This is a genomic window from Streptomyces sp. NRRL B-24484 (genome assembly GCF_000717715.1).
Lineage (GTDB): Bacteria > Actinomycetota > Actinomycetes > Streptomycetales > Streptomycetaceae > Kitasatospora.
Map to the genome: position 1 here is coordinate 151,522 of NZ_JOAI01000011.1, position 18,667 is coordinate 170,188.

Genomic DNA, 18,667 nt, shown 5'->3' on the forward strand with positions numbered 1-18,667 from the left:
TGCCCCCGCGGCCGCTACGACACGCTCTCGGCCGCGCCGCGGCCCGCGCGGGCGACGGCCGGCCGGGAGAGCACCGTGACCGCGACGGAGAGGGCGGCCAGCACGGTGATCGCCGTCCCGGTGCCGAGCAGCTGGGCGAGCCCGCCGGCGAGTGCGGCGCCGACGCCCTGCCAGGTCGTCCGCCCGGCCGACTCCACCCCCTGCACCTGGCCGCGGACCCGCCCGGGCGTCAGCGCCAGCAACTGCTCCTGCAGCGGCAGGGTCGCCGCGAACCCGGCGCCCGCCGCGAACACGGCTGCCACCAGCACGGCCGTCGGCGGGCGGAGCGCGAACAGCAGGAACGGCACGGCGAGCAGCAGCCGCAGCGGGAACGCCAGACGGCGGCGCAGCCCGGCCGGGACGAGCCGGCCCACCACCAGGTCGCCGCACATCATGCCCGCCGAGACGGCCGCCAGCAGGACACCGGCGCGGTCCGCGGCGAACGGCACGAACAGTGCCTCGCAGCCGACCACCAGCCCGTTCGGCACCCACAGGTTCAGCAGCAGCGCCCGGCGGCCCGGATCGGCGAAGAGCAGGGCATGGGTCGCCCACGTGCTGCGCAGGCCCGGCCGCCGGACCGGACCGATCGGCCGCTCCCGGACACCGACCGCCACCACCAGCAGCGACAGCGCGCTCAGCCCGGCCGCCACGGCGAGCACCCGCTGCGGATCCAGCTGCTGCAGCAGCGCCGCGCCCCCGGCGGTGCCGAGGACGGTCAGGCCGCCGGAGGCGATGTTCATCAGCGAACGGGCCGGCGCGTACCCGGCGGCGGGCACGGCCGCGGCCAGCAGCCCCATCCGGGTGGCCGTCCCCAGCGACTGGACGAAGCCGAGCACCACGAGCACGCCGAACCGGCCGACCAGGGGCAGACCGGGCACCGCCTGCGCGGCCGTGCCCGCCAGCGCCACGCCGTGCAGCACCAGCAGGGTCCGGCGCGGACGGCGCCCGTCGGCGACCGACATCAGGGTCAGCGCACCCAGGACGGTCGCGAAGGTGGCGCCGTACATGCTCACCGCCGTGAGGAACGGCGAGCCGGTCCGCCGGCCGACGAGGGTGCCGAGGGCGAGGCCGGCGAGCGCGTTCGCGGCCACGGTCAGGGCGAAGCTCGTGAACAGGGCGGCGAACTGCCCGGTGCGGAGCAGCGCGCGGTAGCCGGTCGGGGTGGATGCGGGAGGTGCGAGAGTGTCGGAAGGCATGAAAAAAGCCTCCGGACCCACCCGTTGTGCGGGGGCCGAAGGCGACGCGTTCATGATAGCAGACGCGGCGCCCGGAAAATCGTTTGCGCCCCTCGCTCCGGCCGGGTAGAACTCCGGGCTGACGGAACGCCACCGATGTCGGAGGAGAGGAGGGCCGGCGATGACCAGCAGGACGACCGCGCACGGACCCTCCCGGGCGGCGCAGCAGCGCTGACCGGAGCGGCCGGGCGCACCACCTCACGGAGCGTGCCTTGACCGCAGTACCCGCACCACCTGTCCCTTCCACCCCCGGCGGCACCGTGCTGCGCCCGATCACCGGGCCGGACGAGGTCGAGCTGTTCAACCGGCTGCCGTACGCGTTCAACCACGAGATCGCCGGCGACCTCGCCGCCGGTCGGCGACGCCCCGAGCTGCTCTGGACGGCGCTGGACGCCGACGGGCGGCTGCTCGCCCGGGCCGGCTGGTGGTGTCCGCCCGGCAGCACCGAGCCGCTGCTGCTGGACGTGCTCGACCACGTGCCCGGTCACCGGGCCACCGCGGAGGCCCTGCTGCGGCGCGCCCTGGCCGCGGTCGTGCCCGAGGGCACCGTCCCGCCGAAGTACACCCGCTTCCTGCCGGCCGGCTGGCGCGAGGACCCTGCGGTGCGCGCCGTCGTCGACGGCCCGCTCTCGGTCGTCGAACGGCTCGGCGCCGTCCCGTTCGTGGAACGGCTGCGCCTGGAGTGGCGCGCCGGCACCCCCGTGCCGGACCCCACCGGCCGGCTGCGCATCCGGCCCGCCGCCGGCGAGGCGGAGGTGGTCGACCTCTGCACCGGGATCCTCGCCGGCACCCTGGACGCGTACAGCCGCGACGACCTGAGCCGGATGACGGCCCGGGAGGCCGCGCAACAGCAGTACGACGAGGAGTTCGCGCAGTACACCACCCCGCGGGCGTGGTGGCGGGTCGCCGAATCGGCCCGGACCGGCGAGCCGGTGGGCCTGGTGGTCGCGGCCCGCAACGCCTACCGGCCGATCATCGCCTACCTGGGCGTGCTGCCAGGCCACCGCGGCCGGGGCCTGGCCGAGGAGCTCCTCGCGGAGGGCACCCGGGTGCTGGCCGCGGCCGGCGCCGAGGTGATCCGGGCCTCCACCGACGTCGGCAACACACCCATGGCGGCCGCCTTCGGCCGGACCGGCTACACCGCGTTCGAGCACGAGTACGTCATGACCTGGGGCTGAGCCCGGGTGTCCCGCCCGCACGGGTTGTGGATGGCGGCGGCTACGGTGCCGGGCGTGAACGACACGGGGCGGACGGTACGACGGCGGGTGGTGCGGGCGGCGCGGGCGGGGTGAGTGGGGGTCGGCTGCCGGAGTGGTACGCGGTCCGGGCCGACACTCCCACCGCGGATCCGCGGCTGCGGCAGACCCTCACCGGCCACGACGGCCCGGTGAAGGCGGTGGCCGTCGCCGTGTTCGACGGCCGCCCGGTGGTGGTGTCGGCGGGCCGCGACACCACCGTCCGGGTCCGGGACGCGGCGACCGGGCAGCACCTGCACGCCCGGCCGTCCGGACGCACCGACCGGCTCACCTCCGTCACCGCCGGCGGCGACCGCACCGTCGCCGTACGGGACCTGACCACCGGTGAGCCCGTCCACGAACCGCTCACCGGACACACCGGCCGCGTCACCGCCGTCGCCACCGCCCTGCTGGGCGGACGCCCCGTCGCCGTCACCGGCAGCCGGGACCGGACGGTGCGGGTGCGGGACCTCACCACGGGCCGCCCGATCGGCGAACCGCTCACCGGCCACACCGACTGGGTGACCTCGGTGTCCGTCGCGGAGCTCGACGGAACCCCGGTCGCCGCGAGCACGGCGCGCGACGGCACCCTGCGGCTGTGGGACCTCGCGGAGATGGCGGCGATCGGCCGTGCGGAGATCGCGGCGGCGCCGTCCGCGGCAACGGCGGTGCTGGTCGGCGCGGCGGGCCGCCGGCCCGTGGCGGCCGTCCGCGAGGACCGGGCGGTGCGGTTCCTCGATCCGGTCACCGGCCGTGCGGTGGCCGCCGACCACCTGCTGCCCGAGCCCGTGCAGGCGCTCGCCGCCGCCCCGGACGGACGGCCGGCGGTGGCGTACGGGCCGCACGTCGCCGTCCTCGCACCGCGCTGACACGGGGAGGGCGGGGAGAGGAGGGCGAGGGCGATCCGGGCGGAGGCGCCGGGGCGGTGCGTCAGGGGCGAGGTCCGCTGCGGGCGCCGGCGCGGCGGACCGGCCGGATCAGTCGATCCTGCAGTCGGCCGGCTTGACGTCGTCCGGGCACGGGAAGCGGCTGACGGTCTTGGCGAAGGCACGGCCGGCGTCCACCACCGACTGCGGCACCCTCAGCTGCCAGCGCGGGCTCTGCACCAGCGCCTTCCAGCCGTCGAGGCCCAGCGGCGGCCGGTCGCGGGTGACCGTGATCGGCACCCCCTTCTGGCCCGTGTACTGGTCGAGCGTGGCGTTCGCGGCCACCACCTGGACGGTGACGCCGTCGGGCCGGGTCAGCTCGACCATCTCGTCGTACAGGCCCACCATGTCGGTGCCGGTGACGAACATCCGCACCCGGCCGCCGTCCGGCAGGTCCTCGGTCTTGCACAGCGGCTTCTCGTAGCCGGGCTTCCGGGTGCCCTCGTCGGAGCCGCCGTGCCAGTTCTCGCAGGTGACCGGGCTCGGCGCCCGGCCCCGACTCACGGTCAGCATGACCGTCGAGGCCCCGTGGCCGTCGTCGTACTCCAGCTCCACGTAGCGCTCGTCCGGCTTGGTGTTGAACTTCACGCCGAACGGGTTCAGGTTGCCCAGCCGGGCGCCCGGCGGCAGCAGGTCCGACAGGATCTTCGTCATCGCCTGCCAGGTCAGGTCCGCCGTTCCCGGTTCGGCCGCCGGGCTCGTGCCCGGTGACACCGCGCCCTTGCCGGGTTCCGCACCCGCGGCCCCTTTGCCGGTGGACGGACTCGCCGTGGCCGGGCCCGCCGCGGAGGCGCCCGCCGTCGGCGGCTGCGCCGTGCCACCGGACGACGGTCCGGCCACGCGGGCTCCGTCGGGCCGGGGCACCGCCACCGCGACCGCCGTCACCACGGCCGCCGCCACCGCCGCGGCGCCGGCCGCCTGCAGCATCCGCCGGGTGCGCAGCCGCCGCCGGCCGGCCCGCTTGCCCTCGGCCACCATCTCGCCGACGGGTGGGCTCAGTTCGTGGACGCTCTCGGCGAACATCCCGTTCAGGTCGTCCTCAAGACCCATCTCGCACTCCTCGTGCTCTCGCTCGTTCCTCAGTGCCGGAACAGCAGTTCGCGTTCCTCGCCCAGCAGTTCGCGCAGCTTGGCCAGGCCGCGCGTGTTCAGCCCCTTGACGGCGCCGACGCTGCAGCCGAGCGTCTCCGCCACCGATTCGAGGCTCTGGTCCTCCAGGTAGCGCAGCACCACGGCCGCCCGGTTGCGCGGGGGCAGTTGGCGCAGCGCCGCCAGCAGCGTCAGCCGCAGCTCGGCCGTCCGGCCGCCCTCGCGGCCGTCCGGCAGGTCCGGCACCGACCCGGTGGGGATCTCCCCGGAGCGGCGGAGCCGGCGCTGCGACAGGTAGGTCCGCAGCAGCACCTTGCGGGCGTACGCGTCGAGGCCGGAGTCCGGGACGCTGCGCCCGAGCCGGCCCCAGGAGGCGTAGAGCTTCGCGAAGGTGACCTGGACGAGGTCCTGTGCCTGGTGGAAGTCACCGCACATCAGGTACGCGACCTGGAAGAGCCTTCGCGCTCGTGTGGACGCGAACTCGTCGAAGTCGACTACCTCGTGCATCTGCTTCCCCCGGGCTGTACCTGTTCGGCCGATCTGCTGTCACCCTGACAAGACGCCTCGACCGGCGGCGGGGTCGCACGCGATCTGACGGACTTTTCGCTCGGGTGTGCGGGGGCCGGCGGGTGAGGCGTTCCGGGTGGGCGGCGGACGGTGCGTGCGCGGGACCGGGTCCGTGCCGCGGGGCCGCCGCGCCCGCCGGGCCGTCGTCGGGACGCGGTCGGTAGGGTGCTGGTGCGGGCGGGGCGCACCGGCCCCGGCCTGCCCGAACGACCGAGAGGACGCCGCCATGCCGGCCGCAGCCGCCACCGGACCCGCCGGCCCGTCGATCGCCCGGTACGGCCTCGGCACGGCCGCCGTCGGCCGGCCCGGCTACATCACCCTCGGGCGGGACCTCGACCTGCCGGCCGAGCGCACCGTCGGTGCGCTGCGGGAGCGCACGCACGCGCTGCTGGACGCCGCCTTCGCGGCCGGGGTGCGGTACTTCGACACGGCCCGCTCCTACGGCCGGGCGGAGGAGTTCCTCGGCGAGTGGCTGGCCGCCCGTCCGGAGGCGGCGGCCGGGGCGGTGGTGGGCAGCAAGTGGGGCTACACCTACACCGCCGACTGGCACGCCTCGGGCGTGCCGGTGCACGAGGTGAAGGAGCACGCGGTCGCGGTGTTCGACCGGCAGGTGAAGGAGACCCGGGAGTCCCTCGGCGGCCTGCCGGACGTGTACCTCGTCCACTCGGTGACTCCGGACAGCCCGGCGCTGACCGACCCGGTGCTGCACGAGCGGCTGGCGGGGCTCGCGGCGGAGGGCGTCCGGGTGGGGCTGTCCACCAGCGGACCGGCCCAGGGCGAGGCCGTGCGGGCGGCGCTGGCGGTGGAGTTCGAGGGCCGGCCGCTGTTCGCCGCCGTCCAGTCGACCTGGAACCTGCTGGAGACCTCGGCGGCGCCGGCGCTCGCCGAGGCGCACGCGGCCGGCTGGCTGGTGGTGGTGAAGGAGGGCATGGCCAACGGCCGCCTCGCCGACCGGAACGCGACCGGCCCCGACACCGCCGCGCTGCGGGCGCTCGCCGTGCGCACCGGCGCCACCTGCGACGCCCTCGCGCTGGCGGCCGCCGCCGCACAGCCCTGGGCCGACCTGGTGCTGTCGGGCGCGGCCACCGCGGGACAGCTGGAGTCCAACCTCTCCGCCGCCGCGCTCGCCCTCGGGCCCGCCGACCTGGCCGGACTGGCGGTGCTGGCCGAGCCCGCCGAGGTGTACTGGCGGACCCGCGCCGGGCTGCCCTGGGCCTGAGCGGCCCCGCCTCCCTTCTGCAGCGCCGGCGTGCCGCAGCGGCGGGCCACCCCGTTCCGGGGGCGGCCCGCCGCTGCGGCGGATCGGGGCGGGGCGGGGCGGGGCGGGTCAGCCCACCCAGCTGCCGGTCATGCCGAGCACCGCGGAGCCGTCCAGGTCGGTCAGCTTGGTGCCGGTGAAGCCGCGGGCCCAGTCGGAGGTCTGCAGGCGGAAGGCCGGACGCTCGGCGGTCAGCGCCTCGAGGACCGCACCCGCGGCCTCGTCCGGGGTCTGTGCGCCGTTGAGGAACTGCGCGACGGTGCGGCCGAGGTAGGCGCCGAGGGCGGGGGCGTAGGGACCGGCCGCGGCGACCTCGGCCTCCAGGTCGAGGCCGATGTTGTTGACGAACTCGGTGGCCACGGCGCCCGGTTCGACCACGCTCACGCCGACGCCGACCGAGGCGGCCACCGGGGCGAGGCTCTCCATGTAGCCCTCGACCGCGAACTTGGCGGCGCAGTACGCCTCGTTGAACGGCTGGCCGACGACACCGCCGACACTGGTGACGGTGATCAGCCGGCCGCCGGTGGCCCGCAGGTGGGGGAGGGCGGCCTTGGAGACGTTGAGGACGCCGAAGAAGTTGACCTCCATGACGGCGCGGACGTCCGCCACGGTCTCGTTCTCCAGGGTGCCGAGGTGTCCGGCGCCCGCGTTGTTGACGACGGCGTCGAGGCGGCCGTGGTCGGCGATCACCCCGTCGATCGCGGCGGCGACCGAAGCCTCGTCGACCACGTCGAGCCGGCGGACGTCCAGCTCGACACCGGCCTCGGCGGCGGCCTTGCGCAGCGCGTCGGCACGGTCCGGGTCGCGCAGGGTGGCGACCGTCCGCCAGCCGGCCCGGGCGGCGGCGACCGCGGCGGCGAGGCCGATGCCGGAGGAGGTGCCGGTGATCAGGACGACCTTGGAGGAGGACATGGTGGGTTCCTTCCGGAGCGGGGACGGGCGGGGAGCCGCGTCGACCCTTCGGTGTGTGCACACACACCATAAGCATTGCGTGCACACACACGCAAGTAGGTGCGTGTGCACGCACGCACGATAGAATCGCGCCCATGGCGACCAGGAAGCTCACCCCGGCGGAGATGTCCGAGGCCGACCACGCCTTCTACGGCCTGGTCTGGGCCGGCACCACACTGACCGAGCGCGTCGACCGCGCCCTCACCAAGGCCCACGACCTGCCGGTCTCCTGGTTCGAGGTGATGCTCTGGCTCGCCAACAGCACGGAGCCCGTCGCCGCCTCCGTCCTCGGCAACAGCACCATGCTCAGCCGCAGCCAGGTCTCCCGGGTGCTCGACGCGCTCCAGGCCCGCGGCCTGGTCTCCCGCACCCCGTCCGCCCGGGACGCCCGCTCCGTCGAGGTGGCCCTCACCCCGCAGGGCCGCGAACTGTTCGCCGAGGCCGACGCCACCCGGCGGGCCTGCCTGGCGCCCGTCTTCACCGACGTCCTCGACCAGCAGGACCTGGCGGCCCTCGGCACCGTCTGGCGCAAGCTCAAGGCCCACAAGGAGGGCTGACGTTCCGGCCCGGCGGCCGGGCCGCGCCCCGCGCCGTGCGGGACCGGCTCAGCGGTACCAGCCGCGGATCGCGTCCGCGCACTCCCGGACGCCCGCCGTCCCGTCGCGCAGCCGCGCCGCCAGCTCCGCCGCCTGTTTCGGCTCCGCGGTGACGATCACCCCGGACGCGCTGAGGTACGAGGCCGCGACCACCGCCGCGAAGTGCTCGTTGCCGAACTGCAGGGCCGGCACCCGGACCAGCTGGTGCATCAGCGCCGCCGCCCGCTGGTGCAGACCCCCGTAGACCGGGACCTCCATCACCTCGTCCACGTGCCGTGCGACGGCGGCCGCCAGCGACCCGTAGTCCGTCACGTCCGGGTCCGCGGGCAGGAACTGGTGCGCGACGTCGAGCAGCCACGCCCGGTCGATCCGCAGCATCACGCGGCGCTCGCCCTCCCCGCCCCGCCGGCCGTCCCCTGCTGCTGCGGGTACGGGCCGAACTCGGCCTCGAACGCCGAACCCCAGGCCTGCGAGAAGTGCGCCGCCGCGGTCAGGAACCGCTCGCGCCGCTCGTCGGCCTCCTCCGCCAGGATCCGCCGCGCGTACTCCGGCAGGCTCATCCCCGCCGCCTCCGCGCGCTGCTCCAGCGCCTCGTGGGCCTCGTCGTCGAGTCGGACGTTCAGCTGCTTCATACCGGCAGCGTAGCGGCGCGTACGCCGCTCTACAACGGGCCCGGCGCCGCCTCCCGGCCGACCGGCCCGGCGTCCCGTAGGGTGGCTCGCGTCCAGGTGGCCCGAGGCCGGAAGAGTCGCGCGTGACGGGTACGGAGAAGCCCGGCGGCGGGCCGCGGCAGCAGGGCGCGCAGCCCGGCACGGGGGACGGCGCCGCGGGCCCGCGCTCCTGGGCCCCGCTCCTCGCGGTGTGCACCGGGTACTTCATGGTCATCCTCGACGTGACGATCATCAACGTCGCCGTCCCGGCGATCGGCCGGGAGCTGGGCGCCTCGCTCACCGGCATCCAGTGGATCACCGACGGGTACACCCTCGTCTTCGCGGGACTGCTGCTCACCGGCGGCGCGCTCGGCGACCGGCTCGGCAACCGCCGGGTCTTCTGCGCGGGCGTCACCGTCTTCACCCTGGCCTCGGCCGCCTGCGCGCTCGCCGGGAGCGCCCCCGTCCTGGTCACCGCCCGCCTGGTCGAGGGCCTCGGTGCCGCGCTCATCGTGCCCGGCTCGCTCGCCCTGCTCCAGCAGTCCTACCCCGGCGCCGCCGCCCGCTCGCGCGCCTTCGGCCTCTGGGGATCCATGGCCGGCATCGCCGCCTCCGCCGGGCCGCTGCTCGGCGGCGTCCTGGTGAGCTCGGTCGGCTGGCGCTGGGTCTTCCTGATCAACCTGCCGGTCGGCGCAGTCTGCCTCGTCCTGACCCTGCGGCACGTCGCCGCCTCGCCGCGCAACCCCGCCCGTCCGGTGGACTGGCCCGCCCAGTGCGCCGTCGTGGCCGCGGTCGCCCTCCTCACCGCCGCCCTCAACGAAGCGGGCCGGCGCGGTTGGTCCGACCCGGCCGTGCTGGCCGCCGCGGGCCTGGCGGTGCTCTCCGCGGCCGCCTTCGCGGCCCGCGAGCGCTGGGCCCGCTCACCCGTCCTGCCGCCGCGGCTGCTGCGGTCGCGCGCGCTGAGCGGCGCCGCGGTGATCGGACTGCTCTTCAACTTCGCCTTCTACGGCATGGTGTTCACGGCCAGCCTGGACTTCCAGCACGAGCGCGGGTGGAGCGCGCTGCGCACCGGCGCCGCGCTCTTCCCCGCGGTCGCGATGACCATGTTCGCCTCCGCCCTCTCCGGCCGGCTGGCCCGCCGCACCGGCCACCGGCCGCTGGTCGTCGCCGGGCTGCTCGTGGCGGCGGCGGGCCTCGCGGTCTGGGCCGCCGCCGGGCCGGACCCGGCCTACCCGGTGCTCGTCCTGCCGATGATGGCCGCGGGCTTCGGCACCTCCTTCGCCCTCACCGGCACGACCACCACCGCGATGACCGCAGCCCCCGCCGCGTACGCGGGCACCGCCTCCGCCCTCTTCAACACCACCCGCCAGATCGGCAGCGCGGCGGGCGTCGCCCTCGGCGGCACCCTGCTCGCCACCGCGGCGACCTACGGCGCGGGCCTGCGCACCGCCATGGCCGTCGGCGCCGCCGCCTACCTCGCCGCCGCCGTCCTCGGCCGGTTCTGCGTCCCGCCCCGGCCGCCCGGGCACTGACCGTCGATGCCCGGCCGCCTCCGGCGGGGCCGCAGCCGGCCCGGCGGGGCCCCACAGGACCCGCAGGGCATCCGGAGCTGTCGGGTCATCGGAGGGCGAGGCAGCGGGAGAGGTGCAGGGCTGCTTCCAGCAGGGCCGTGGTGCGGTCGTCGAGGGCGGTGCGGCGGTGGGCGATCACCGTCTGCAGGGCCTCGGTGCTGCCGGTGCGGCGCAGGTCGTCCAGGACGGACTTGATCTGCGGCAGCCGGTAGTGCGCCCGCCGCAGGACCGCGGTGACCCGTGCGTCCCGGACGTCGGCCGCGTCGAAGCTGCGGTAGCCGGTGCCGCGCTCGCGCCCGGGGGCCAGCAGGCCGGCCGCCTCCCAGGTGCGCACGGCGGACGTCCGGACCCCGAGCAGCGCGGCGACCTCCCCGACCCGCAGGCGGGCCGACGGCCGCTGCGGCCGCCCCGGCGACCGGTCCGCGAGCGCCTCCAGGGCGGCGCCGGTGGCGGCCAGGGCCTGCCGTTCGCCGTGCAGCCCGGCGTGGGCGGCGTCCAGCAGGGCGAGCGCATCGGACCGCTCCCCGGCGTGCACCGCCAGCATCACCGCCCGGGCCTGCTGCGGGCCGCACCCCCGGGCCAGGGCCCGGTAGGCCAGCAGCGCGTCGAGATGGGTGCCGTCGAAGCGCCGGTACCCGGCGGCGGTCCGCGGGGCGGGCGGCAGGATCCCGGCGTCCGCGTAGTTGCGGATCTGCTGGGTGGAGATCCCGGCGGCCCGCGCCATGTCCACCGGGCGGTGTCCCGACCCCCGCTGCTCCGCCACCGGCCCCTCCTCCTCCGACCTTCCAGCCGATTTGAAGGTTAACGGCCGGTCGGCCCCGTGTGGGAGCCGCACATCCGGTGCCAACTGCCAACAAGCACTTCAATGGAAGACTTGAAGCCATGGATCTGACCACCGAGAACGGGATCACCGCGTACGTCCGGAGCCTGCCCGGCGTCGTCGCCGTCACCGCCGATGCGGCCGGGGGCGCCCCCGAGGCCGCCTGGGGCGACACCTTCTTCTTCCACGACCCGGACGGCGACTCCCCGCGCCGGATGCCGTTCGCGACCCTGGTGACCAAGGACTACGCGGGCTTCGACACCGCGTCCGAGCTCGACCGCCCCGGCGTCTTCCGGTTGAACGTCTCCGTCGGCAAGGCCGCCTTCGAGGAGCTGATCGGCCACCCGCCCGCCGCCCACCAGGAGCGGCAGGACGCCTACGACCACACCGCCACCGACCGGTTGCTGCCGCACCCCGCCTACGCCGTCCAGGGCTGGGTCTGCATCCTCAACCCCGGCCCCGCCACCGCCGACCTCGCCCGGTCGCTGCTGGCCGACGCGCACGCCCGCGCGGCCCGCGGCCACCGCCGCTCCGGCTGACGGCGGCCGCGGGCCTTCGGGAGAGGGGCGCGGCCCCGCTCCGTCCGCTGCTACATGCCCTCGGTGATCCAGTCACGGTAGGCGGCGGCGGACAGCATGCCCTTGAGGTCGGCGCCCTTGGCTAGCTCGATCTCGACCAGCCAGCCCTCGTCGTAGGGGTCGGTGTTGACCAGTTCGGGGTCGCCCTCCAGGTCCTCGTTCCTGCCGACGACCTTGCCCGCCAGCGGTGCGAAGACGTCGGAGACGGATTTCACGGACTCGACGGTGCCGAAGGGCTCGCCGGTGTCCAGGGCCCGCCCGACCGACGGGAGCTCGACGAACACCAGGTCGCCGAGCTGCTTCTGGGCGTGGTCGGTGATGCCGACCCGCACCCGGCCGTTGCCGAGTTCGCGCACCCACTCGTGGTCCTTGGTGTACTTCAGGTCGTCCGGGATGTTCGCCATGAGGCCCTCCGTGGTGCGGCCGCCCGGCCGCGGCTCGGCGCCCGAGGAACGGGCGTTCCCGCCGAGACTGCAACAGGCCCCGGTGCGGAAGCCGGGATTGTCACTCGACCGGGTGGGTCGCACACGGAGGGCGTGTCGGCCCCGGACACCGCGGCCGGTGTCCACCCGGTGCCGGCCGTCGGCGAGAATGATCACCGTGGATCTCGACCTGGCGCAGGTACGGGCCTTCGTCGCCGCCGCCGACCACCTGCACTTCGGGCGGGCGGCCCGGGCGCTCGCCCTCACCCAGCAGGGCCTCTCCAAACGCATCGCCCGACTGGAGGACACCCTCGGCACCCGACTGTTCGACCGCACCGGCACCCAGGTCGGCCTCACCCCCGCCGGGCTCCGCTTCCTCGACCCGGCCCGGGCCGCGCTGGCGGCCGGCAGCGCCGCGGTCGACGCAGTCCGGCACGGCGGGAGCCCCGTCCGGGTCGACCTCTGGGGGCACCTGTTCGAGCCGCTGCGCACCGTCCGGGCGGTCCTCGACGACGGGGCCGGCCCGCCCGCCGAGGTCGGCCCGGGACGGGACCTGCCCGGCGTCGCGGCCGCCCTGCTGCGCGGCGAGACCGACGCCGGGTTCGGCCGGTTCCACCCGCTCGACGACGGCCTGCACCGCTCGCTCGCCCACCGCCCCGTCCGGTACGAGCCGGTCGACGCGGTGCTCCCGGCCCGTCACCCGCTGGCCTCCGCCCGGCGGCTGCGCCCCGCCGACCTCGCCGGACTGCGCCTGCTGCTGCCCGCCGCGGCCGGCCGGCTGGACTTCCTGGGCGCCTTCGCCGCGCGGTTCGGCATCCCGGTGGAACCGGGCGGGGCGAACCTCGGCCCGGACCACCTGCTGGCGCGGGTCCGGGCCGGTGGGGACGGCTTCGCCCTGCTGCCCGCGGAACTCCCGCTCGGGCCCGTCACGGGCACCGCGGTCGTGCCCCTCGTCGACCCGACACCGCTCTACGCCTGGTCCCTCGTCTGGCACCGGGACCGGCCGCACCCGGGCGTGCCGGCCCTGCTCGACGCCTTCACCGCGGCCGGGCGACGGCGCCGCTGGCTGGAGTACCGGCCCGGCCGCGACTGGCTCCCCGAGGCGGACCGGCCCGCGGCCGCGGCGGACCGGACGCCCTGACCTCCCGCGGCGGGTCCTGACGCGCGGTACTCGTCCCGGCCGTCACCTGCCTGGTCGACATCTCCCGCCACCCCGACGCGCGCCGCCGGCCGGCGCGGACGTGGACGGCGACCTGCCTGCTCGGCAACGTCCTCGGGGTGGTCGCGTACCTGCCGGACGGGCGCAGCCTGCGCCGCTGACCCGGGCCGGGGCCCGGTGCGCGCCCGCAGGCCGATCCGGGCACGGTGTGGAACGGTGGGACGGGGGCCGGCGGTGAGAGGAGCAGTCCATGTCGTCGAAACGGCGTCGCAAGAAGAAGGCACGTGCCAGGCGCGGAGCGAACCACGGCCGTCGCCCACAGTGCTGAGCACCCGCGGAGCGGTCACCGGCGCAGGCCGGTGACCGCTCTCGCACGTGCAGGTCCGGTCAGGGCCGGCACTGGCCGGTGCGCGGGCCCGTCGTGGTGGTGCCGGCGGTGGACGGCGCGGGGAGGTTGCCCTCGCAGTGCAGCGGGCCGGAGACGGCGTTCGCCTCGAAGGCCGGTCCGGCGCCACCCGCGTTGTCGGTGATCCGGACCGGGCCGGCCAGGGTGTTGGCCACGGCGCGGAGGCCGCCGGTGTTGGCGTCGAGCGTCAGCGGCCCGGTGAGCGCGTTGCCGCCGCAGCCCGTCGCCGCGGCCGGGTCGCGGTCCGCGCCGAACAGCACCGGCCCGGTGGTGCCGGTGATCGCCACCCGTCCGGTGAGGCCGGTGCCGCAGACGGTGAGGGCCAGGGCGCCGTCCGCGGTGAGCGGTCCGGTGAGTTCGGCGCCGGAGACCGCCAGCGCCCCGCCGGGCCGGACGGTGACCGGGCCGGTCTGCCGCGCACCGGCGGCCAGGCAGAGCGACTGGCCGGGTGCCACCGTCAGCGGTCCGGTGCGGGCGCCCGTGAGGCAGGGGCCGCTGAATCCGACGGTGAGCCCGGCGGTCGCCGTTCCGTCCGGCGCGAAGGACGGATCGCCGTCGTAGCGGGCGGTGACGGTGTGCGCCCCGGGCTGCAGGGCCGCCGTGGTGAACCGGGCGCGGCCCGCCGCCAGCGGGACGGTGGCCAGCTCGGTCGGGCCCTCCAGGAAGGTGACCGTCCCGGACGGGGTGCCCGGCCCGTTGGACCCGACCTCGGCGGTCAGGGTGACGGGGTGCCCGAACAGCGGGACGGCCTTGTCCGGGGTGAGGGTCGTCGAGGCGCGGTACCGGAACGAGACCGCGGCCCGGCCGTTGCCGTGGTTGACGCCCGGCAGCAGCACGGCGCCGCCCGCGGCCGGTGCGGCGTAACTGCTGCCACCGCCACCGCCCGCGCCGTACAGGTTGCCCGGGTTGCCGCCGCCGGAGCCGCCCGCACCGCCGTACCAGCCGCCGCCGCCACCTCCGCCGCCGTTGCCGCCGCGGGCGCCGTTGCCGCCGGGCCCGCCGCTGCCGGGATCGGGCAGACCCGTGTTGGGATCGGTGTCGCCGCCGGACACCGGCCCGGTCGTGCAGTCCCCGTGGGTGGAGATCTCGGAGAAGGTCGCGGCGGGCCCGGAACTCGCGCCGGGGGTCCGCACGGTGGCGGCGACCGTGTCGGCGGACGCCGCCGTCGGCAGCAGCACGGCGAGGACGGCCGCCGCCCCCAAGGCCTTGCCCGCGGCGGAACGTCGCAGGAATCCCCTGACCATCGGCACTTCCCTTCCCGGGGCCGCCTCTGCGGCGGCCCGGTGGCACGGATCTGATCCGGCCTCACGTCCGTGAGGCGCTGCCATCCTCCGGCCCGCCGCGGAGGGCGGGCCATTGGTGATCCGCACGGCGCCGCGCCGCCGCGGCCGGGTGATCGACCAGGGCTCGTCCGGCGCTCCGCCGTGCGCGGCGGGAGGTGTCGGACGAATCCGGGGGCGTGCGGGCGGGCGGTCGGGTCGGTCAGCCGTCGGATCCGTCGGACGGGTCGGACGGTTGGCGGAGCGACCCCGTCCAGCCGGCGCCGGGGTCCACCACCGCGCACACCGCCTGCGTCTTCGTCCGCACCACCGTGGTGTTGCCCTGCGGCAGCAGGACGTCGACCCCGGCCGTCGCGGGCAGCCGCCGCCCGGCGGCGACGGAACTGCGCACCAGCGCACCGCAGTCCGTCCGGGCCTTCGCCTCCTGGTCGGCCGTGCCGCCGGCCACCGCCTCCCCGAGGTCGACGAGGCCGAGGACCTCGCCGTGGTGGGTCCCGGCGCACGGCACGGCCGTGACCTCACGGGCCAGCCCGGCGTCGGCGGACTGCAGGCCGAAGCAGTCGCCCGCCCGGAGGTCGTAGCCGCTGACCGTCCGGACCTGGTCACTGTCGGACCCCCCGCCGTCGACCACCAGGTACATCGCCGCCCAGACCGTGCTCAGCACGATGCCCGCCACCGCGAGGGCGCGGCCGCTGCGCTCGGTGCCGCGCAGCCGCAGCAGCGCCACCGCTCCCGCGACCAGGCCGGCCGGCCACAGCGGCCCGATCAGGCCCACCACCGCGGAGGCGACGGCCAGCCGGCTCCAGGCCGGCCGGGCCTTCGGGTCCGCCTCCACCGGCCGCCGGAGGAACGAGGCCAGCGCGGCCGACCGGGCGTCGTCCCCGGCGGCCGGCCCTGCCGTGCCGCCTCCGGACGCCTCGTCAGTACCGTTGTTCGCCTCCGCAGTCATGACCCCTCCCCGGGTACTCGGCCCCCGCCCGGACGTGTTCCGTGCGGGGCCGGCGCGTAGTGGATCACACCGGACGGGTCCGGGTCCAAGGGATTGCCGGACCGTTCGGGCACCGGGGGCACCCGGCCCCGCCGGGCGGGGGATCATGGACGCTGCGACAGGAGGGGGACGCGATGGGGTGGGTTGCGGAGTGGGCCACCGGACCGGTCGGCGGCGGATTCGCCGGGACGGTCGGGGCGGTGGACGGAGGCGGTCACGGGGCACCGGTGAACGCCGTTGCCGTGGTGCTCGTCGGCGGCCGGCCGATGGCAGCGACCTCGGGTCAGGACGGCCGGGTCCGGTGGTGGGACGCGGCGGACGGGCGACCGCTCGGGGCGTTCGAGACGGGCCGGTACACCACCCTGGCGACGGCGGTGGTCGCCGGGCGCCCGGTCGTGCTGACCGTCGGCGACTACGACCCGCGGTTCGTCCGGGACCCGGAGACCGGCGCCTGCCTGTGGCACCTCCCGGTCGACGACGCCGTCTCGGTGGCGGTCCACGACCTCGGCGGCCGGCCGGTCGCGGTCACCGGCCACGAGGACGGCGGCACCAGGCTCTGGGACCTGGCCGACCGGTGCGCCACCGGCCCCGTCCTGACCGGTCACGACCACGGCGTCCGTGCGGTCGCGGTGGCGGTCGTCGACGGTCGTCCGCTCGCCGCCACCTCCAGCGGCATGGACGTCGACCAGAGCTGGGACCTCGACGTGCTGGTGCACGACCTGACGGACGGTCGCCTGCTCGCCCGGCTCCCCGCCGCGCCGACGTCGGCGGTGAACGCCCTCGCCCTCGCCGCCGTGCGCGGCCGGGCCGTCGCGGCGACCGGGGACTGGGCCGGAACGATCCGGCTGTGGGACGTCACCGCGGGCACCGGACTCGTCCCCGCTCCGGCCCCGCACCGGGGCATGTTCGGGGCGCTCGCCGCGGGGGAGTGGGCCGGCCGGCCGGTGCTGGCCTCCGGCGGCGACGACGGCACGGTACGGCTCACCGACCTGACCACCCGCTCCCCGCTCGGACCGGACCTCCGGCTGCCCGGCCGGGCGGCCGCGCTCGCCCTGCTGCCGGAGGGGCGGCTGCTCGCCGCCGTCGACCGCGAACTCGTCCTGCTCGCCCACCGCCCCGGGGTCTGACCGGGCGGATCAGCCGTCGGCGGCGTTCAGCCGGTCGGCGAGCAGGATCGCGGTCACGCTGCCCGCCTCGGTGATCTCCCCCGAGCTCACCCGGGCGAGCGCCTCGGCCAGGGTGCAGCGGTGCACCGTCATCCCTGCCTCCGTGTCGTCCCTGGCCATCGTGCCCGCGGACAGCCCCGTCGCCAGGAACAGGTGGGTGACGGCGGAGGTGCTCGACGGCAGCGGGTGGATCGCCCCGAGCGGCCGCCACCGGGCCGCCCGCAGCCCCGTCTCCTCCTCCAACTCCCTTCGGGCCGCGGCCTCCGGCGTCTCGCCCGCCTCCACGCCGCCGCCCGGCAGGTGCGGCATCCGGCGCCCGGTCAGGTAGAAGTCGTCCTCGACCAGCAGCAGCCGCTGCTCGTCGTCGACCGCCACCGTCCGTACCGCGTCCGCCACTTCGACGTGCTCGTAGCGGAACGGCGGAGCGTCCGGCCCCTGCACGGTGTCCGCCAGCAGCCGGACGAACGGCCCGGTGTGCAGCACCTCCCGGCCCGTCCTGCGCCACCCGTCCGGTGCGCCACCCATCGTGCCTCCCCGTCTGCCGTCGCGTGCCTGCCTGCCTGCCGACGACGCTACGCGGGTCCGGCGCCGGGCGGGCGGAAGGCGCGGAACCCGGGTGGACGGCCTGGCCGGCGTGATCGTGAACAGGTCGGGACACCGGACGCCCGACGGGCCGGCCGGCACCGGGGCTCCCGTAGCCTGGCCCCTTCGAGGACACCGGGGGAACGCATGGCTACCGGGACTAATTGCAGTGCACCGGGCTTCAGTCCGGTGGTGAGGCGATTCCGAGCCCTGCTCTGACGTCAGCGGTGGGCGCTCTCCCGCACTGTGGACGGTGCCCACCGCGGGTGTTCAGGTCGGGCGGTTCTGCTGCTCGATGTACTGGTGGACCGCCGGCAGGGGGGCCGCCGACGGAGCCGGCGAAGTGCGAGCCGGACCAGAGGCGCTGCGCCTGCCAGTAGTGCTTGACCAGGTCGGGAAACTCCTGGCGCATGCGGCGGGAGCTGACGCCCTTGAGGCTGTTGACCAGCTTGGACAGGGCGACCTTGGGCGGGAAGTTCACGAGCAGGTGGACGTGGTTGTTCTCGCCGTTGAACTCGACCAGTTCGACCTCGAAGTCGGCGCAGACGCTCCGCATGATCTCTTCGAGCCGGGTCAGGTGCCGGTCGGCGAATACCTTGTGCCGGTACTTCGTCACGGAAACCAAATGCGTATGCAGGAGGAAGACGCAGTGTCTGCCAGTGCGAATGTTCTGATACCCGGTCATAAACCAACTGGTACGGTGCCGTTGTGCAGCTCAGGTACTCCTTCCGCGTCTATCCGACGGTCGGTCAGCGCTCGGCGCTGGCGCGTGCGTTCGGGTGTGTGCGGACGGTGTACAACGATGCGCTGCGCGCCCGCGAGGAAGCCCGCGCCGCCGGGTTGCCGTTCCCGAAGACGGGTGACCTGTCGAAGGCGCTGATCACCGAGGCGAAGAAGACCCCGCAGCGGGCGTGGCTCGGCGAGGTGTCGGCCGTCGTGTTGCAGCAGTCCCTGCGGGACCTGGACACCGCGTACCGGAACTTCTTCGACGGCCTCAAGGGGAAGCGCCCGCGCATGGGCGCGCCGCGCTTCAAGTCACGCAAGGACACCGGGCAGGCACTCCGGTTCACCGCGAACGCCCGGTGGAAGATCACGCCGGGCGGGAAGCTGTCCCTGCCGAAGGTGGGCGACCTGGACGTGAAGTGGTCGC

20 protein-coding genes and 1 pseudogene are annotated in these 18,667 nt (G+C 76.0%); 9 read left to right on the forward strand and 12 right to left on the reverse strand.

Annotated features, from left to right (window positions below):
• Window positions 1-14: 14 nt before the first annotated feature.
• On the reverse strand, window positions 15-1,235 hold the full coding sequence (locus IE98_RS0112785; protein WP_030268311.1) for a membrane protein: 1,221 nt from the start codon (window positions 1,233-1,235) through the stop codon (window positions 15-17).
• A 251-nt stretch (window positions 1,236-1,486) separates the two neighbouring features.
• Here IE98_RS0112785 and IE98_RS0112790 point away from each other — a divergent pair, with 251 nt between their 5' ends.
• Both IE98_RS0112790 and IE98_RS44545 read left to right on the forward strand, forming a co-directional pair.
• Window positions 1,487-2,452: a GNAT family N-acetyltransferase gene (locus IE98_RS0112790; RefSeq protein WP_234443525.1), complete on the forward strand. Its 966-nt coding sequence runs from the start codon at window positions 1,487-1,489 to the stop codon at window positions 2,450-2,452.
• A 110-nt stretch (window positions 2,453-2,562) separates the two neighbouring features.
• Complete coding sequence (locus tag IE98_RS44545; protein ID WP_052390460.1) at window positions 2,563-3,378, forward strand: hypothetical protein; 816 nt, start codon at window positions 2,563-2,565, stop codon at window positions 3,376-3,378.
• A 108-nt stretch (window positions 3,379-3,486) separates the two neighbouring features.
• Here the strand turns inward: IE98_RS44545 and IE98_RS0112800 are convergent, their stop codons facing one another.
• Both IE98_RS0112800 and IE98_RS0112805 read right to left on the reverse strand, forming a co-directional pair.
• Window positions 3,487-4,485, reverse strand: a complete 999-nt coding sequence (locus tag IE98_RS0112800) for a hypothetical protein (protein ID WP_030268318.1) — start codon at window positions 4,483-4,485, stop codon at window positions 3,487-3,489.
• Between the two features lie 29 nt (window positions 4,486-4,514).
• Window positions 4,515-5,030 carry a SigE family RNA polymerase sigma factor gene (locus IE98_RS0112805; protein ID WP_030268320.1) on the reverse strand — a complete coding sequence of 172 codons (516 nt, stop codon included), beginning with the start codon at window positions 5,028-5,030 and terminating at the stop codon, window positions 4,515-4,517.
• Between the two features lie 286 nt (window positions 5,031-5,316).
• On the opposite strand from IE98_RS0112805, the gene IE98_RS0112810 reads away from it, so the two are divergent.
• A complete protein-coding gene (locus IE98_RS0112810; RefSeq protein ID WP_030268322.1) occupies window positions 5,317-6,309 on the forward strand; it encodes an aldo/keto reductase in 993 nt (330 codons plus the stop codon).
• A gap of 108 nt (window positions 6,310-6,417) precedes the next feature.
• On the opposite strand, the gene IE98_RS0112815 is transcribed toward IE98_RS0112810, so the two are convergent.
• Entirely contained in the window at window positions 6,418-7,260 is an 843-nt protein-coding gene (locus IE98_RS0112815) for an SDR family NAD(P)-dependent oxidoreductase (protein WP_030268323.1), read from the reverse strand.
• 134 nt (window positions 7,261-7,394) lie between these two features.
• Between IE98_RS0112815 and IE98_RS0112820 the strand changes: the two genes are divergently transcribed.
• Window positions 7,395-7,856 carry a MarR family winged helix-turn-helix transcriptional regulator gene (locus tag IE98_RS0112820; protein WP_030268326.1) on the forward strand — a complete coding sequence of 154 codons (462 nt, stop codon included), beginning with the start codon at window positions 7,395-7,397 and terminating at the stop codon, window positions 7,854-7,856.
• A 48-nt stretch (window positions 7,857-7,904) separates the two neighbouring features.
• Here IE98_RS0112820 and IE98_RS0112825 read toward each other — a convergent pair whose 3' ends face one another.
• Together IE98_RS0112825 and IE98_RS0112830 are read right to left on the reverse strand one after the other, a co-directional pair.
• A complete protein-coding gene (locus IE98_RS0112825; protein ID WP_030268327.1) occupies window positions 7,905-8,273 on the reverse strand; it encodes a hypothetical protein in 369 nt (122 codons plus the stop codon).
• Window positions 8,273-8,527, reverse strand: a complete 255-nt coding sequence (locus IE98_RS0112830) for a plasmid mobilization protein (RefSeq protein WP_030268328.1) — start codon at window positions 8,525-8,527, stop codon at window positions 8,273-8,275. The genes IE98_RS0112825 and IE98_RS0112830 overlap by 1 nt, the downstream gene beginning before the upstream one ends.
• A gap of 245 nt (window positions 8,528-8,772) precedes the next feature.
• On the opposite strand from IE98_RS0112830, the gene IE98_RS0112835 reads away from it, so the two are divergent.
• Window positions 8,773-10,077 (forward strand): MFS transporter, encoded by a 1,305-nt coding sequence (locus IE98_RS0112835; protein ID WP_052390470.1) that lies wholly within the window; start codon window positions 8,773-8,775, stop codon window positions 10,075-10,077.
• Window positions 10,078-10,162: 85 nt separating this feature from the next.
• On the opposite strand, the gene IE98_RS0112840 is transcribed toward IE98_RS0112835, so the two are convergent.
• The gene (locus IE98_RS0112840) at window positions 10,163-10,840 is read right to left on the reverse strand and encodes a MerR family transcriptional regulator (protein WP_030268331.1); all 678 of its coding nucleotides are present in this window, start codon (window positions 10,838-10,840) and stop codon (window positions 10,163-10,165) included.
• Window positions 10,841-10,998: 158 nt separating this feature from the next.
• Here IE98_RS0112840 and IE98_RS0112845 point away from each other — a divergent pair, with 158 nt between their 5' ends.
• Window positions 10,999-11,475: a DUF6194 family protein gene (locus IE98_RS0112845; RefSeq protein WP_030268333.1), complete on the forward strand. Its 477-nt coding sequence runs from the start codon at window positions 10,999-11,001 to the stop codon at window positions 11,473-11,475.
• Window positions 11,476-11,525: 50 nt separating this feature from the next.
• Here the strand turns inward: IE98_RS0112845 and gcvH are convergent, their stop codons facing one another.
• Entirely contained in the window at window positions 11,526-11,918 is a 393-nt protein-coding gene (gene gcvH, locus IE98_RS0112850; protein ID WP_030268335.1) for a glycine cleavage system protein GcvH, read from the reverse strand.
• A 187-nt stretch (window positions 11,919-12,105) separates the two neighbouring features.
• On the opposite strand from gcvH, the gene IE98_RS0112855 reads away from it, so the two are divergent.
• Complete coding sequence (locus IE98_RS0112855; RefSeq protein ID WP_199922904.1) at window positions 12,106-13,077, forward strand: LysR family transcriptional regulator; 972 nt, start codon at window positions 12,106-12,108, stop codon at window positions 13,075-13,077.
• A gap of 405 nt (window positions 13,078-13,482) precedes the next feature.
• Here IE98_RS0112855 and IE98_RS0112860 read toward each other — a convergent pair whose 3' ends face one another.
• Both IE98_RS0112860 and IE98_RS0112865 read right to left on the reverse strand, forming a co-directional pair.
• Window positions 13,483-14,745, reverse strand: a complete 1,263-nt coding sequence (locus IE98_RS0112860) for an Ig-like domain-containing protein (RefSeq protein ID WP_030268343.1) — start codon at window positions 14,743-14,745, stop codon at window positions 13,483-13,485.
• Between the two features lie 238 nt (window positions 14,746-14,983).
• A complete protein-coding gene (locus tag IE98_RS0112865; protein ID WP_030268345.1) occupies window positions 14,984-15,730 on the reverse strand; it encodes a DUF4190 domain-containing protein in 747 nt (248 codons plus the stop codon).
• A 266-nt stretch (window positions 15,731-15,996) separates the two neighbouring features.
• On the opposite strand from IE98_RS0112865, the gene IE98_RS0112870 reads away from it, so the two are divergent.
• On the forward strand, window positions 15,997-16,896 hold the full coding sequence (locus IE98_RS0112870; protein WP_159400897.1) for a WD40 repeat domain-containing protein: 900 nt from the start codon (window positions 15,997-15,999) through the stop codon (window positions 16,894-16,896).
• Between the two features lie 9 nt (window positions 16,897-16,905).
• Here the strand turns inward: IE98_RS0112870 and IE98_RS0112875 are convergent, their stop codons facing one another.
• The gene (locus IE98_RS0112875; protein WP_030268349.1) at window positions 16,906-17,460 is read right to left on the reverse strand and encodes an NUDIX domain-containing protein; all 555 of its coding nucleotides are present in this window, start codon (window positions 17,458-17,460) and stop codon (window positions 16,906-16,908) included.
• Between the two features lie 327 nt (window positions 17,461-17,787).
• Window positions 17,788-18,202, reverse strand: a pseudogene (gene tnpA, locus IE98_RS42390) (IS200/IS605 family transposase).
• 23 nt (window positions 18,203-18,225) lie between these two features.
• Between tnpA and IE98_RS0112885 the strand changes: the two are divergent.
• Window positions 18,226-18,667, forward strand: a 442-nt coding sequence (locus IE98_RS0112885; protein ID WP_030268351.1) for an RNA-guided endonuclease InsQ/TnpB family protein, incomplete at its 3' end; no start/stop codon positions are given.

Coding starts and splice junctions, on each gene's coding strand:
- IE98_RS0112825 (WP_030268327.1), bottom strand. CDS start 8,273: ATGCTGCGGATCGACCGGGCGTGGCTGCTCGACGTCGCGCACCAGTTC.
- IE98_RS0112845 (WP_030268333.1), top strand. CDS start 10,999: ATGGATCTGACCACCGAGAACGGGATCACCGCGTACGTCCGGAGCCTG.
- IE98_RS0112860 (WP_030268343.1), bottom strand. CDS start 14,745: ATGGTCAGGGGATTCCTGCGACGTTCCGCCGCGGGCAAGGCCTTGGGG.
- IE98_RS0112815 (WP_030268323.1), bottom strand. CDS start 7,260: ATGTCCTCCTCCAAGGTCGTCCTGATCACCGGCACCTCCTCCGGCATC.
- IE98_RS0112830 (WP_030268328.1), bottom strand. CDS start 8,527: ATGAAGCAGCTGAACGTCCGACTCGACGACGAGGCCCACGAGGCGCTG.
- IE98_RS0112810 (WP_030268322.1), top strand. CDS start 5,317: ATGCCGGCCGCAGCCGCCACCGGACCCGCCGGCCCGTCGATCGCCCGG.
- IE98_RS0112800 (WP_030268318.1), bottom strand. CDS start 4,485: ATGGGTCTTGAGGACGACCTGAACGGGATGTTCGCCGAGAGCGTCCAC.
- IE98_RS0112785 (WP_030268311.1), bottom strand. CDS start 1,235: ATGCCTTCCGACACTCTCGCACCTCCCGCATCCACCCCGACCGGCTAC.
- IE98_RS0112805 (WP_030268320.1), bottom strand. CDS start 5,030: ATGCACGAGGTAGTCGACTTCGACGAGTTCGCGTCCACACGAGCGCGA.
- IE98_RS0112855 (WP_199922904.1), top strand. CDS start 12,106: ATGATCACCGTGGATCTCGACCTGGCGCAGGTACGGGCCTTCGTCGCC.
- IE98_RS0112820 (WP_030268326.1), top strand. CDS start 7,395: ATGGCGACCAGGAAGCTCACCCCGGCGGAGATGTCCGAGGCCGACCAC.
- IE98_RS0112875 (WP_030268349.1), bottom strand. CDS start 17,460: ATGGGTGGCGCACCGGACGGGTGGCGCAGGACGGGCCGGGAGGTGCTG.
- IE98_RS0112835 (WP_052390470.1), top strand. CDS start 8,773: ATGGTCATCCTCGACGTGACGATCATCAACGTCGCCGTCCCGGCGATC.
- gcvH (WP_030268335.1), bottom strand. CDS start 11,918: ATGGCGAACATCCCGGACGACCTGAAGTACACCAAGGACCACGAGTGG.
- IE98_RS0112840 (WP_030268331.1), bottom strand. CDS start 10,840: ATGGCGCGGGCCGCCGGGATCTCCACCCAGCAGATCCGCAACTACGCG.
- IE98_RS0112865 (WP_030268345.1), bottom strand. CDS start 15,730: ATGACTGCGGAGGCGAACAACGGTACTGACGAGGCGTCCGGAGGCGGC.